The following is a 14,049-nucleotide window of genomic DNA, read 5'->3' as shown; positions in this document are numbered from 1 at the left end:
TGGAAGCGAAATAAAAAAGACAAGACCTTGTGTAATCATTTCGCCAAATGAAATGAACAAGTATCTGAACACAATAGTTCTTGCTCCAATGACAAGTAATTTAAAAAAATATCCAACTAGAGTTTCGGTCAAACACAACGGAAAAAAAGGAATGATTGCAATTGACCAAATTCGGACAATTGACAAAATTAGAATAATCCGAGTTTTTGAAAACCTAACCGAAACGGAAATTGGAAAATGCAAAGAAGTAATAAAAGAAACCTTAGTTGACTAAAAAAAAGTACTAATGTCAACAATGGCTATAAGTAATTGCTTGTTCTCGCCTACTTCTGAAAATCCTTGCGGATTTTCAGTTTGGTTTGTACTTTCAAAGTTAATCGCTAACCCACGCACCTACTCATAGCCGAGACCGTTGCGCAAGCCAACGAATATTCAATTGAGCCATTGAAAAAAGTCAACCCGCAGCGCTATAAAGAATCAATGCGTCGCGTTGCAATGCTGTTGAAATTTAATTCTGACTCTAGTTGGGCAATAAATACTCCTTTAAAGCCCGATAAACAATTATTTTCCTGTATCAACAAAAACCAATATTCAATGGGGCAATTGAAAAGATTCAACGCGCGGCGTTTTAAAAAATCACTGTGCAGCGTTGCAATGCTGTTGGAATTTAATTCTGACTCCAGTCGGCAATAAATACTCCTTTAAAGTTCAATAAACAATTATTTGCCTGTATCAACAACAACCAATATTCAATGGGGCAATTGAAAAAATTCAACGCGTGGCATTGCAAAAAATCTATGCGCCGCGTTGCATTGTGGTTGGATCCTTAATTCCAACTTCTAATGTGCCATAAATACTCCTTTATAGCCTAATAAACACTTATTCCCTTGTATCAACAACAAATAATATTCAATGAAGACATTGAAAAGAGACGAAACATAGGGGATGGAAATCGGTGATGCATATTAAATATTTCGCCAGCCTCATTGAACTTTCTAATATAAAATAATTCGCACCAATTTTACGGCGCAACTTCTGCGTTGGCGATATCAAGTCCAAGCCCAATTACTGTAACGCTAACGTATGTTTAGCTTTAGTTTGAGGATCTTGTCTGGCAAGCTTTGCCCCACATTCCAGGAGATTTATCTTATTCGTTCTACTTTTTTAAGTGAAAGTATTGAAATTACATAATCTGCAATAATTTTGATTATCAGAATTTACAAACTAGAATCATAATGATGGAACTTAAAGAATAGAACAATGGGATGCCCTCATTACTTCTAAATTTCGTCTAGCGGAATCGAGAATACTGTTTCCAATAAAAAATGCTGTGCCTCCTCATCAGAAATCAATGCAACGCCATTGGTTGGGTGCGTCTGTAAAGCTATCGGTTGCAATTCCTTTTCTTGCAATGACAGCAACTCCTTAAACGCAGGATTCTGCATCAAACTCATCTGTAGTACATCATCCAACGAAGACAGTTGATTATTGGCAATATCCAATCTTGAAATTAATTCATTTCTATGTTCTTGTATTGTATTTTGCTGAACAAGGAAGGTATTATATACCATCAATGGCTCATTGGGAAATCGTTCCTTGACATTATCATATAATACTTTAGATCCATAACAGGCAAGATTTATCTGATCCATATATTTTTCAAGTAAATACGAAAAACTTCGATCATCTAAAATGTTCTTTTGCTTAATCAAGTAAGAAACGGTCTTGTCCAACTGAAAGCGTTTTTTAATAATATTTTCAAATGCTTCAGGGTTTTCAAGAGGTTTACTCCTTCTATTTTTTGCTAGATATAAAAGTTGATTAGTATAATCATCAATTGTAATACTGATCGCATCCTGTATTCCTGCAACGACAAATTCACTTGGGATGTAGAAAACTGACTGTGACATCAGTCTTCTTAATAGTTTTATATATGCTTTATGTATGTTCATCCTTATAACATATCTGAATAATCCTTTGGCAATTCCGCATCAATGGTTCGGAGGTATTTTTCCAATGCGGTCATTGTTGTGTGCCCTGTAATTAACATCAACTCACTCTTAGCAGCAAAGGGTGTTTGTGTTTTAATCAACTCATTGTACAACTTGGTTATATATGTATGCCTAAAACTGTACAGGCCATAATTCTCATTAAACCCAAAGTGATCCTTGATCACTTCTTTGAACCGTTTTGAAAAATAATCACGCCTACTATCTAATTTGGATTCCCAATTCAGTCCTAGACCATCGGGTGAGAAAAGAAGATTTTCTTGTGGAAGCTTTGAAAGATCTGGCAATATATCTATTAACAACTGAGGAAGTATCTTGGTCTTGAAGGGACTGTTCTTAGCTTGAAAACGTATTCTCTTATTGATAACATCAACATCCTTTACTTTTATCCTGCACACTTCTATAGGCCTTAAAAATACGTAGGAGACAAATTTTATATACAACAACAATAGTGGATCCCGTTTTTCCAGATATGAAAATATCGACTCTTGCTCCTTTAAGGTAAAGCCTCTATTTCTTTTTGGAATAGAACGTAGGGGTGGAATCTTTTTGAAATAGTTTTCACTGATCATATCATTGTCCTTCAATGTCTGAAAAAGACTGCTAAGGTCTATTCTAAAATTATTCCTGTTCCTTGGACTGGTTTTGCTCAAAACATCGTTAAGATATTCATTGAGGTGTTGTTTTGTAATCTGGTGAATTGAAACGACGGTTGGTTTATTCTCTTCTATCCATTTTACCAGATGTTTCTTTTTGTTAGTATAATCCGAAAGAGTACGATCACTGACAACCTGTTTTTTTATAGTTAGTGCATAATCCAAAGCAGATGCAACCGTAACGGTTGCAACGGTACCGTTGCTATTATTTTGTAACACATGATCTGAAACAACACTTTGATTATCAGCGTTATTTATCAGAACAGAACTATTAGCAACAGTACTGTTGCTATTTTGCAACTGCTCTGTTGCAACGGTGCCATTGCTATTTTGCAACGGTTCAGTTGTAACGTTAATATTGGTCTGTTTAGATCTTTCATTTTGCTGATTTAGGCTTTGATGTAGTGCTGTATTGTTACTATATGGACTGTACCCCTGTTCCAATAATTTTTTAAGACTTCTCGCATAGCAGGAAAGCACATACATCCTTTCCTCAAATGTTTTGTAAATATTTGTTGTACCATATACATTTTTTTGCCGTTCTAGCTTGTCTGTATCTGGATTTCGGAAAGAGTAATAGACATACCAACGTTTTTTGAGATTGCCGTTAGCATTGTAGATTTTCGGGGCAGAAAACTGCTTTTTGTGTTTCAAATCGTGTTCTAAATCGTGTTCAATTCTGTGTTCGAAGGTAATAAATTCAAGAATAGAATGCATAAAAAAAACGGTTAGGAATGAACCTAACCGTTTGTTTCTGGCACTTTGACCGTAGTAGCGGGAACAGGACTCGAACCTGTGACCTTCGGGTTATGAGCCCGACGAGCTACCTACTGCTCTATCCCGCGATGGGTGTTTCAATATTTCAATCTTAGCTTTTAGCTTTCGGTTCATAATGCCGACAGAAATATTGGACTGCAAAGATAAGAAGGATTTTAAACCTTGCAAGCCTAACAAACATTAATTTTTGCATTGCACCACATATTGTTCGTTTTGCGTCACACACTTTACTTATCTTTAAAAAATGAACAAGCGCATTCGAAAAATATTCTTCATTGTCCTGGCCGTTGGTGCAATATTTATTATTGCAAATGTTGTGATTAATGATATTCTAAAAAGCAAATTGGAATTATTTATTAAGGAAAGGTTACCCGATAATATGACTCGCACCTATGACGATTTAACGGTTGAATCCTTTGACGGCTCACTTATTCTTTCAAATGCTTCATTAATAATTAAAAATAAAATCGATGGTGTTGAACACACATTTATAACCGTCGAGCGATTAAAAATATCGGACATTAGTTATTGGGATTATTTGATAAATGACAAAATCCACGTTGACGCCATTTCACTGTACAATCCCAAAATTGTTTATTACCAAGATCGGCTAAAGCCTTCCAAAGATAGCGTTCGGCAAGCGGTGGCAAGAATTTACAAACCCATTATAGTGGATCGAGTGTTTATTGAAAATACAAAGTTGGCCATTTATGAGAAAGGGGAAGATTCGTTAAAAGTGTATTCTGCAGGCCTGACGCTGAAGGTTGATGGCATTAAGGTAGACAATAAGTCCATTGTACAAAAAATTCCTTTTGAATATAAAGATTTTGAAGCCAAGAGCGATACTGTTTTTGTAAAAGTAAGTCCTTATGAGAATTTAACAGTTGAAAATTTTTCAATTGAAGATAAGGATGCCGTATTCACAAATGTGCTGCTCAAAACAAAATATTCCCGGAGAGAACTCTCCAAGGTAATTTTGCAAGAACGGGATCATTTTGATCTTTCATTGAAGACATTAAAAATTCAAGATTTCGATTTCGGATTTCTTCAAAATAAATTTTTCGCGAAGAGCAAACACATTGCGCTTAATTCTCCATCGCTGGAAATATATAGAGATAAGTTGGTAGCGGATGACCCCAAAATTAAACCGCTATATAGCAAAATGTTGCGCGATCTTCCGTTTGATCTTACTTTGGATTCATTGACTATTGACAATGCCAACGTTATTTACGAAGAAAGGGTGAAAGAGGAAAATATGGGAGGCTCCATTAATTTTAAAAATTTGACGGCAGCGGTTTCCAACGTAAGCAATACATATAGCGGATCGGAAAGAACGAGCATAAAAGTAAAGGCCGATTTTATGGAAAATACTCCATTTTCGGTTGATTGGCAATTTGATGTGCAAAATCCGGAGGATCAATTTCTGTTCCGGACAGAAGTAGGTCCGCTTGCAGCTGCCAAAATGAACAGTTTTACCGAACCGAACTTAAAAGTGAAATTACAAGGAAATACGAATAAAACCTATTTCACCATTGACGGGAATAATGAAACCTCGACAACGGATATGAAAATTAGCTATTCCGATTTTAAAATTACGGTGCTTCAAAAAGATGGAAAAAAGAAGAATGAATTCCTCTCCGTGTTAACGGACATCTTTGTTCCCAAGGACAGTAAAAAAGTTGGCGAAAATTTTAAGGAAGGCACGGCCGAAGCTACCCGCGACAAAACCAAATCGGTTTTTAACTTTTTATGGATCAGTGTAAAAAGTGCACTGCTTAAAATTATGATTTAAAAGTATTGGATTACTAATGACTAATCCATTGGATGGCATCCAAACGTTGATGGCCTGAGAAAATTCTGATTTCGGCACTGAAAAATAACTTTTCAAAATTACTCACTACCTGCAACCATTTTCGGTCCGTGACCACGGCAACCTTTTGGAAACGATTTCCTGTTTTGAGCTTGAAAGGGACATTCTTCATAACTGATTTAATGGAAATATCTGCATTTTCAGTGTCTTCAATGTAAAGGCTCAGTTTATCGAAAAGTTCTAATTTCTCAATTACCTGCGTTTGGATACTTTCAACAGCGCGTTCATCATAGGAGCCATCAACTATAAATCCAATAATGTTGTCGGCAAGGTTAAAAGTGGAGAGCATCGGGGATTTTATTTTGGTTTTGGTTCATAAAGTTAGAAAAATAATTCTATTTAATCAATATCATTTACTGAAAAGCCCACCAATTCCTGAGAATGGAATGATATGGTAAGCTCAATTGGATTGCAACAAATTTCGCAATCCTCAATATATTTTTGATTACTCACTGATGGGTCCAGTAGCATCGATATTTCTTCCCAGCAATGAGGGCATTGAAAAAAGTGTTCAAACACGTTATTAATATTTAGTTTGGAAGAAAAAGTTTATGATAGCGCCTCCACGGTTTCCTGAAGCATTTCCCATTCTACCATTAATTGTTTTAGTTTTTTCTTCTTTTCTTGATAGGCGTCAAAAAAGTGAGGCTTGGCAATGGTTTCCTCATAATTTATTAGCAAGTCCGTATCAATGGTGGCAATTTCCTTTTCCAGGGAAGCGATGGAAGCTTCAACGTTGCTAAGTTTGTTTTTTGCCGATTTTAGCCTTTTTTGAATTTCATATTCCTCCCCGGCGGAGCGTTTTTCTTTCACTTCCGAAACTATGGTCCGCTTTTCAGCTTCGCGCAAGTTTTCAAGATTTCGTTGTTCCAGGAAATAATTCACGTCACCCAGATATTCTTTAATGTGATGATCCTTAAATTCGTAAACTTTGTTTGTAAGTCCCTGCAAAAAATCACGGTCGTGCGACACCAAAAGCAGTGTCCCTCCGAAATTTTTAAGGGCATCTTTTAAAACATTTTTTGATTTTATGTCCAAATGGTTTGTGGGTTCATCCATCACCAGAACATTAAAAGGCTGTAAAAGTAATTTTGCCAATGCCAATCGGTTTCTTTCGCCACCGCTCAATACCCGTACATATTTTTCAACTTCATCACCCCGAAAAAGAAAAGAACCTAAAATATCCCGTACGCGGCTCCTATTCTTTTCATTGGCAGCATCAATCATAGTGTCGAGTACCGTTTTACTTCCGTCCAGATAATCCGCTTGGTTTTGCGCAAAATATCCAATCTGCACATTATGACCCAACGCCAATTTTCCCTCGTGTTCAATTTCGCCCACTATTATTTTCGCCAAAGTAGATTTACCTTGCCCATTTTGCCCAACAAATGCAATCTTGCTGTCGCGATCCACCATCAGGTCAACGCCTTGCAGTACATTTTTAGAGCCATAGCTTTTTGAAATGTTTTCGGCTTCAATAACCACTTTTCCAGGCGTAATGGAAACAGGAAACCGTAACGTCATGACACTATTGTCATCTTCATCAACCTCTATGCGGTCAATCTTATCTAATTTTTTTATTAGTGACTGTGCCATGGTTGCCTTGCTGGCCTTGGCGCGGAATTTATCTATAAGTTTTTCGGTTTGTTCAATCTGCTTTTGCTGATTTTTTTGCGAAGCCAATTGCTGTTCCCGCAGTTCGTTCCGAAGCACCAAATATTGCGAGTAGGGTTTGTTGAAATCATATATTTTGCCAAGGGAAATTTCGATGGTACGGTTGGTTACGTTATCCAAAAACATTTTATCGTGGGAAACTATCACCACGGCGCCTGCATAGCTCTTCAAAAATTCCTCGAGCCAAAGAATGGACTCTATATCTAAATGGTTTGTGGGCTCATCCAGCAACAAAATATCGTTATTCTGAAGCAATAACTTCGCAAGCTCTATACGCATTCGCCACCCACCGGAAAATGTTTCGGTGAGTTTGTTGAAATCTTCCCTTTGAAATCCCAGACCCTGTAAAATTCTTTCCGTTTCGCCTTGATAGTTATAGCCGCCGTGAATTTCATATTGATGCTGTACTTCATTCAAATCGACCATTAGTTGATGATAGCCATCACTTTCATAATCGGTTCTTTCGGCGAGTTGTGTGTTTATTTCCGCAAGCTTCTTTTCAAATATTTTGATTTCGGTGAAAGCTTCATAGGATTCTTCCAAAACGGTCCGTCCTTTTTCGAAATCAATATCCTGTTTCAGAAAACCAATGGAAATCTCCTTGTCCGTAGCAATTTGGCCGCTATCGTATTCCTGTTCTCCGGCAATTATCTTCAACAAGGTTGATTTGCCCGCACCATTCTTGCCCACCAGGCCTACCCGATCGCCCGGTTTTAGCTGAAAGGTTATCTTTTCGAACAAATAGTCCCCTTGAAAGGAAACCGATAAATTGTGGATATTGACCATTGTGTAAGTGTACAATTCTGGATTAATCCCTTTTGTTTTTAAAGGATAAAAACCCAGAAATTTTTTGCAAAGATGCTTATTTTTGCAATGTTAAAAAAGCAGATAATGCAATTCCTCAAAGGATCTAAGCTTTACAGTATTTTTACCGGTAAATGTCCGGTGTGCCACGAGGGTGAAATGTATTTGGAGCAAAATCCGTACAAGATTTCCAAAATCATGAAAATGCACGATACCTGCAGCCATTGTGGCAAAAAATTTAAGATTGAACCCTCCTTCTTTTTTGGGGCCATGTACGTTAGTTATGGCGTGGGGGTTACAATTGCTGTTGCTGCATTTATTATTTCGTTTTTCTTTATCGGGCTGGACAGGGATTATACTTTTCTTGTAATCATAATAAGTTTGGCTGTTTTGTTCCCTTTTATCGTAAGGATTTCAAGAAACATTTGGATCAACTTTTTTGTGGATTATGATAAAAAGAAAGCGAAATGAATAGGCCCCTGGAATCATAACATACGTTGTATGTTCATTTCTAAAGGAATTGGAACGTTGTTTTCAATCGCCTCATAAAGGATTTTCGATAGCAACGGTGCCATTAAAAAGCCCCGGGACCCAAGACCGTTGAAAAAGATTATATTCTTATTTCCCTCCCTTTTTCCCAATAAAGGCCGATGGTCCTTAGTTGTGGGACGTATTCCGGAATCTTGCCCAATAACTTCGAAGTCGCAATTTATAAAAGATTTCAGCTTGGATAGAATTTCTTCCTTTGCGGCGCGCGAAGTGTTGGGGCTAAAGTCATCCCGACTGTAGGTCGCGCCCACTTTGTATTGCTCGTTTCCGAGGGGAATTATATAAACAGGACCTTTTAAAAGTGCTTCAACTTTTAAATCCGGCGCTTTAATAATTATATATTCACCTTTATTGCCAATGATTGTGTGTTTGGGGAAGAAGGGATTGTCAACTACTTTCGCTCCTTCCGCAAAAATGATTTGCTTAGCTGAAATATGTTTGTAATCCACTCTGTCATCAAAATGTTGCAAATGGCCATAATCAAAATCCTCCGACAACAAATTTTCTCCCTTAAACAAACAATCTCGGTATGCCGACAGTAATATCTCGGGCAGAATTCTGGCAGTTCCCAAAACCTTACCAAATCCAACCGGAGCTATGATACAAGGGTTTTTATTCTTAAAAAATTCAGAAGAAAGAAATTGTTGCAATTCCCTTTTATCGCTTGCGACGGACCAATTGTTCTGTTCCTCCACACTTTTGAAAACTCTAAATATAGGAGTTTGGATAAAAAATTCAAGCTGCATTTTTTCAGAAAGCAAAGTGTAAAAATCTATCGCAGTTGGAAAAAAGGAAGCTGCATTCCAAGCCGCCGTAAAGCGTTTGAGAACAGTTGGGTTGAAAACACCTCCGGAGTTCGCGGTGGATCCAGGCACACCACTATCAATCAACACAAAACTTTTACCATGCTTTTGCAACTGCTCGCACATCGTGATACCGGCAATGCCTAGGCCAACTATAATATAGTCCTTTTGTAGCTTCATTTTATTCTACTAAAAAACCCTTCAGCATCCAAAAAGGAAATCTGAAGGGCTTTCTTCAATTATGGCTTTACTATTATATTAATAATTCCACAAATCAATTTCAATATTTCGAATTTGCTCTTTAATTCTATCGGACTCCAACAATTGCATCAACGCGTTGTCGTTAATGTATTCCTTCACGTCACGATCGCCCTGTACGTTGTCCTCCTTATAAATTACGGCATGGAAACGGCGGGAATTCAATAAATGGTCGTATGATATCGGTTGTGAGGTATTCTTGCGGTTAAACGCTTTTGCCTCGTGCAAAACTTCACGGGCGCCGGGGAACCAAACCCAAAACAGCTCTACCTTAGAATCGATATTATCATCGGGAAAGGCTTTTGAACGCGCCTCGTTTGCAACGGGACAGATTCCCAACAATCGGTATTTCAGTTCGCCTTGACGTTTGTCCAAATACCAATATCCTCGAATATGCCACTCTTCAATATCGCCGGAGTTTAATGAGAAACGACGAACGTATTGAGGATCTACAACACCTTCGGCATTGTATTGCTCTATTCCCAAATCGGTTGTATCGCTATAAACCAAGGAGGCTTCTATATCTTGAAGTGTGCGTTTTTCGGTAAAGTAGGAATCAACGTAAACGTCCTGAATTTTCCCGTTTTTTATATTCCTTACCAAAACGTCATAAAGAGAGCGACGATCCGCACCAATGTTATTAGTATCAATAGGATAATATAATGGGAAGTTAACCCTTTCATCCAGATCAATGATTTCCCAAGTGGTTTTGGACCAAAGCACATCCCGCTCATCCGTATAGCCATATGGAAGTGGCGTATCGTTGTCATAAGCAATTTGTGCTTCGGTTTTTTTGCCTATATCCTCAGGAGTTTTAGCGTTAAGAATATTTACCTGTGCCGTTGCACTGGCAGCCATTCCTAGGCCAAAAACACATAAAACAACATTTTTCAAATTCATACCGATAGGGTTTTTATACTCAAAAATTAATTCGTCAATTCTATAATTACAGGTGAAATCTTTTTCAACATATAACCTGAGTTACCAGCAAGTTTAGCTTGGATATCAAATATTTGAACGGCATCACCACGTTGCGCTCTTCTTAATGCGCCTTTGGCCGCAGCATCCAACTTAGTTCCATTCACCTTTACCGTTGGCTGGCCTGAAACTTTAAAACTAAAGCCTGTTACGTTAATGTTAAGTTCGAAGTCAAAATCCTGTAAAACCGCCGATACCGTAGATATTTCAAGACCGCCACGTTCCATACGTACAATTCCTGTTTCGCCACGGATGGCTCCCACTGGTGGTGGAATATCCTTTATACGGAATTCCGCAGGAGTTCTCACTCCAGTACCATCGGGCAATGTTCCGCTTGCGGTGATGGTAACAGTTCTTCCAGCTCCGGGACGCATTACGTATTTACTGCCAGAAACTTTTGAAAGTCCTGGTGCGGAGGCGTTTACTTTATTGTCAGGAATTCCAGGAATGGAAACAGTCATTGGGTTATCAACGCCTCGGTAAACCACATTCATCTTATCTGCCGCTATTACCGCAGAATTTGGTTTTGAAATGGTGGAAAAACCAAGATTTACTGGAATTTCGGTCTCTTTGCCATTTTCGATAAAGATGAGGTTTCCTTCAATTTTATGGTCACCGGGTGCGCCAGCGCTCATTTTCAGCATCACCTTTCCGTTCTCGATGGCATACTGATCCTCAGTTAATGGTCGGCCATCCAAGGTAAGTTCCACTCGGTTCGGCTTTGTATTCGGATCCTTGCGTCCTAAAACGATGCCCCCGTCAAATGCCTCGCCTGCATAGTATGCAGACTTTGAAGTTTCCAAAAGTGTGTTGTACTGCGTAAATGATAATGCCGCCGCTTGCTGTCCAGCTAGAAATTTGGAAAGCAGTTCGCTATTTACCGTTTTAACATCAGCCTGCATTTGGGTAATTTTCGTTAAGGAGGCTATCATTGGGAAGCCTTCAAAATTATAATTTAACCAAGCCACCTCGTTCCCATCTCTGTTTTTAACTTTCGCCGTAGAGAAGTTTGATTCAATGAAAGATTTGATATCTGGATAATCATTGCCCAAAACTTCCAACATAGAAGATCTATAGTCGTTTAATTTATCAAGGAATTCTTGTCCTTCAGGCTTATAATTATCACCACGGAAGAAAAGGTTATTTAAATAATCTGGCTTATCCATTACTTCATAGTCGGTGGGATCCTTTACGGTTGCCATCATATCCGACTTTAAGGTACTTAGATAATTATCAAATTCTGTTGCGATTTCCTTTATTTGGTTTGCCTTAGCCAATACTGCACTGTATTGTTCGGGCTGTTCAGCAGCCTTTGTTTCCAAACTTGCCAAAAAGGCCGTATTACGTTGTACGGTAGCATCATTAGCTACGGCTATTTTTTCATTTAGGAGTCCAAAGGCGGATAGCACCTCTTTGGACATATTTAATGCAAGCATTGCGATGAAAACCAGATACATTAGGTTAATCATCTTCTGCCTTGGGGATAGTTTTCCTCCTGCCATTTTTATTCTTTTTTAAAGATTAATAATTAAGGTGAAAACCTATCTTAGTTTCTATTGTTCATTGCAGAAAGCATGCCGCCATAAACTCCGTTCAATGAAGAAAGGTTTGTAGCCAAATGCTGCATTTGCTGTTTTAGTTGTTCGGCATTTTCAGCCACTTGCTGGTTTGCTTCTGCCTGTCGGCTTGTTGACTCTATCTGCACTTTATACAGACTATTTAACGAGTCCATTTGTGCAGCAGCAAGTGCCATTTCTTCGCTGTATTTTTTGGTAGAGTTCATTGCTTCAGCAGTAGGGGCCATACTTTTAGTTGCGCCTTCAAAAGAACGAATACTAGTGGAAAGGCTGTTCATTAGCTCTGCATCAATACGCGCATCCTTTAGCATTTCGTCCAATTTTTTTGACAAAAGTCCTTGTGCATCTTCTGGCTCCTTTACGGCCTTTCTGTTTGTTGAGGCACCACCGGCCAGTTCTGGATAAACCAGCGACCAGTCCAAATCATCATCAACGGGCTCAAAAGCCGAAATAGCGAAGATAATTGCTTCCGTTATAAGTCCTACTGCCAAAAGGATACCTCCGTTTAATGGACCTAGCTCCCAGTGAAGAATTTTGAATAGAGCTCCTAAAATTACAATGGATGCCCCTAGGCCGTAGGCCATGTTAAATAGTTTTTTAGATGATCTTGATTGTGCCATAATTAATAAATTTTAATTGAGGTGTTTTTAGTTAAGGTTAAATATTTGAGATTGAGATTTGGTTATTTTTTTTAACGGGCATCGCCGAAGTTTTGGTTTAGAACAACGTCAGTACCCATATAATCCTGAACAGTTCTAAAGCCGATATAGCTGCGCGCTGAATCCGCATATTCGTAGTCACGTGTGCTTACTTGAAGAAAATAAGCAACATCCTTCCAAGAACCGCCGCGTACAACCTTCCGCATATTGTTTGGATCGTTCACATTTGGGTTCATAGTGGAAGTGTAATCGTAAGAAGCGGGATCATAGGAAGAAGCCACCCACTCCGAAACATTTCCGGCCATATTATAGAGGTTAAAATCATTGGGCTCATAAGATTTAGCCTCAACGGTGTACAATGCTTGATCTGCCGCGTAATCACCACGCAAGGGCTTAAAGTTTGCCATAAAGCATCCACGGTCATTTTTTGCATATGGTCCTCCCCATGGATAGGTAGCCGATTCTAGACCGCCGCGGGCAGCATATTCCCATTCGGCCTCTCCGGGAAGTCGAAAGGAATTGACATGATTTTGTTTTCTTGATTTCTGATATGCATTCTTATACAAGGTCCTCCACGCGCAAAAAGCTTTTGCCTGTTTCCAAGTAACACCCACTACAGGATAGTCACCGTAAGCCTGGTGCCAGAAATAATCGTTGTGCATCGGCTCGTTATAGGAATAGTTAAAGTCTTTTATCCAAACGGTGGTATCAGGATAGATATTCACTTCTTCTTTTTTAATGAAATCCTTACGCCTCTTACTTTTGTCCCGTGCTGCAGATTCAATATCCATGTAGGTGTACTGAAAATTTAATTTGCTGACATCAATGGTTCGCTGTCCATTATAGGCTTCTTCAGTTGGAATGTACATAGTGTCCATCACCTCAGAATAGTATTCATCTGGATATTCGGAAGTGTCCCAAATTAAATCTACTTGGTCATTTAATTTTCGGCCTGCATAATAATCCTCACCCATCCCAAAATAGTTATCGTACATATATTGTTGATAGGGGGTCATCTCCTCGTTCTCTTGGTCCACGAATGCAAATTCACCAATGCCACCATCACCTGGGGTTGCGCCAACCTCATCTGCCATTATTGCCAAACGCAGTCTAACCGTAGAATCGCGAACCCAATTAACAAATTGGCGATACTCAGAATTGGTTATTTCGGTTTCGTCCATATAGAAAGATCGGACGGTAACGGTTTTTGTAGGCGCATCATTAACAGCCACAAAATCGTCATCGCTTTTACCCATAATGAAGGATCCACCTGGGACAAGCGTCATTCCGAAAGGTTTTTGAGGATACCATTTTTTACCTTTTGCCCCAACCAGCTCGCCTCTGTCTCCGGAGTTACAACTGAACAAAAAGGCAACGATCGCAGTGAATGCAATAAACTTCTTCATAGGTATTTAGGTTAAATTTCGAGATTCAA

At 38.7% G+C, this 14,049-nt stretch carries 13 protein-coding genes and 1 tRNA gene; 3 read left to right on the top strand and 11 right to left on the bottom strand.

Annotated features, from left to right (window positions below):
* Window positions 1-274 (top strand): type II toxin-antitoxin system PemK/MazF family toxin (locus tag QRD02_RS12790; RefSeq protein WP_290255348.1); only part of this gene is annotated, 274 nt, incomplete at its 5' end.
* Window positions 275-1,280: 1,006 nt separating this feature from the next.
* Here the strand turns inward: QRD02_RS12790 and QRD02_RS12785 are convergent.
* The 3 genes from QRD02_RS12785 to QRD02_RS12775 all read right to left on the bottom strand — a co-directional run bounded on the left by QRD02_RS12785 (window position 1,281) and on the right by QRD02_RS12775 (window position 3,510).
* Window positions 1,281-1,910, bottom strand: a complete 630-nt coding sequence (locus tag QRD02_RS12785; protein WP_290255347.1) for a hypothetical protein — start codon at window positions 1,908-1,910, stop codon at window positions 1,281-1,283.
* Window positions 1,911-1,954: 44 nt separating this feature from the next.
* Window positions 1,955-3,382, bottom strand: coding sequence for a tyrosine-type recombinase/integrase (locus QRD02_RS12780; protein WP_290255346.1), 1,428 nt, complete (start codon window positions 3,380-3,382; stop codon window positions 1,955-1,957).
* A gap of 55 nt (window positions 3,383-3,437) precedes the next feature.
* A tRNA-Met gene (locus tag QRD02_RS12775) sits at window positions 3,438-3,510 on the bottom strand.
* A 176-nt stretch (window positions 3,511-3,686) separates the two neighbouring features.
* Between QRD02_RS12775 and QRD02_RS12770 the strand changes: the two genes are divergently transcribed.
* Complete coding sequence (locus QRD02_RS12770; protein WP_290255345.1) at window positions 3,687-5,234, top strand: AsmA family protein; 1,548 nt, start codon at window positions 3,687-3,689, stop codon at window positions 5,232-5,234.
* 13 nt (window positions 5,235-5,247) lie between these two features.
* Here QRD02_RS12770 and QRD02_RS12765 read toward each other — a convergent pair whose 3' ends face one another.
* From QRD02_RS12765 to QRD02_RS12755, 3 genes are read right to left on the bottom strand one after another with little or no spacing between them, the layout of a single operon-like run.
* On the bottom strand, window positions 5,248-5,601 hold the full coding sequence (locus QRD02_RS12765; protein ID WP_290255344.1) for a SpoIIAA family protein: 354 nt from the start codon (window positions 5,599-5,601) through the stop codon (window positions 5,248-5,250).
* A gap of 50 nt (window positions 5,602-5,651) precedes the next feature.
* The gene (locus tag QRD02_RS12760) at window positions 5,652-5,831 is read right to left on the bottom strand and encodes a CPXCG motif-containing cysteine-rich protein (RefSeq protein ID WP_290255343.1); all 180 of its coding nucleotides are present in this window, start codon (window positions 5,829-5,831) and stop codon (window positions 5,652-5,654) included.
* Between the two features lie 30 nt (window positions 5,832-5,861).
* On the bottom strand, window positions 5,862-7,772 hold the full coding sequence (locus QRD02_RS12755; RefSeq protein ID WP_290255342.1) for an ABC-F family ATP-binding cassette domain-containing protein: 1,911 nt from the start codon (window positions 7,770-7,772) through the stop codon (window positions 5,862-5,864).
* A 105-nt stretch (window positions 7,773-7,877) separates the two neighbouring features.
* Here QRD02_RS12755 and QRD02_RS12750 point away from each other — a divergent pair, with 105 nt between their 5' ends.
* Window positions 7,878-8,261: a DUF983 domain-containing protein gene (locus QRD02_RS12750; RefSeq protein ID WP_290255341.1), complete on the top strand. Its 384-nt coding sequence runs from the start codon at window positions 7,878-7,880 to the stop codon at window positions 8,259-8,261.
* Between the two features lie 14 nt (window positions 8,262-8,275).
* Here QRD02_RS12750 and QRD02_RS12745 read toward each other — a convergent pair whose 3' ends face one another.
* The 5 genes from QRD02_RS12745 to porK all read right to left on the bottom strand — a co-directional run bounded on the left by QRD02_RS12745 (window position 8,276) and on the right by porK (window position 14,020).
* Window positions 8,276-9,322: an NAD(P)/FAD-dependent oxidoreductase gene (locus QRD02_RS12745; RefSeq protein WP_290255340.1), complete on the bottom strand. Its 1,047-nt coding sequence runs from the start codon at window positions 9,320-9,322 to the stop codon at window positions 8,276-8,278.
* A 78-nt stretch (window positions 9,323-9,400) separates the two neighbouring features.
* On the bottom strand, window positions 9,401-10,300 hold the full coding sequence (gene porN, locus QRD02_RS12740; RefSeq protein ID WP_290255339.1) for a type IX secretion system ring subunit PorN/GldN: 900 nt from the start codon (window positions 10,298-10,300) through the stop codon (window positions 9,401-9,403).
* Window positions 10,301-10,326: 26 nt separating this feature from the next.
* Window positions 10,327-11,880 carry a type IX secretion system motor protein PorM/GldM gene (gene porM, locus QRD02_RS12735; RefSeq protein ID WP_290255338.1) on the bottom strand — a complete coding sequence of 518 codons (1,554 nt, stop codon included), beginning with the start codon at window positions 11,878-11,880 and terminating at the stop codon, window positions 10,327-10,329.
* A gap of 44 nt (window positions 11,881-11,924) precedes the next feature.
* Window positions 11,925-12,575, bottom strand: a complete 651-nt coding sequence (gene porL / locus QRD02_RS12730) for a type IX secretion system motor protein PorL/GldL (protein WP_290255337.1) — start codon at window positions 12,573-12,575, stop codon at window positions 11,925-11,927.
* 71 nt (window positions 12,576-12,646) lie between these two features.
* The gene (gene porK / locus QRD02_RS12725; protein WP_290255336.1) at window positions 12,647-14,020 is read right to left on the bottom strand and encodes a T9SS ring complex lipoprotein PorK/GldK; all 1,374 of its coding nucleotides are present in this window, start codon (window positions 14,018-14,020) and stop codon (window positions 12,647-12,649) included.
* Window positions 14,021-14,049 lie beyond the last annotated feature (29 nt).

Origin of the sequence: Aequorivita aurantiaca (assembly GCF_030410135.1) — a bacterium.
Lineage (GTDB): Bacteria > Bacteroidota > Bacteroidia > Flavobacteriales > Flavobacteriaceae > Aequorivita > Aequorivita aurantiaca.
Note: the sequence above shows the minus strand (reverse complement) of the source record. Positions and strands in the feature narration are given on the sequence as shown.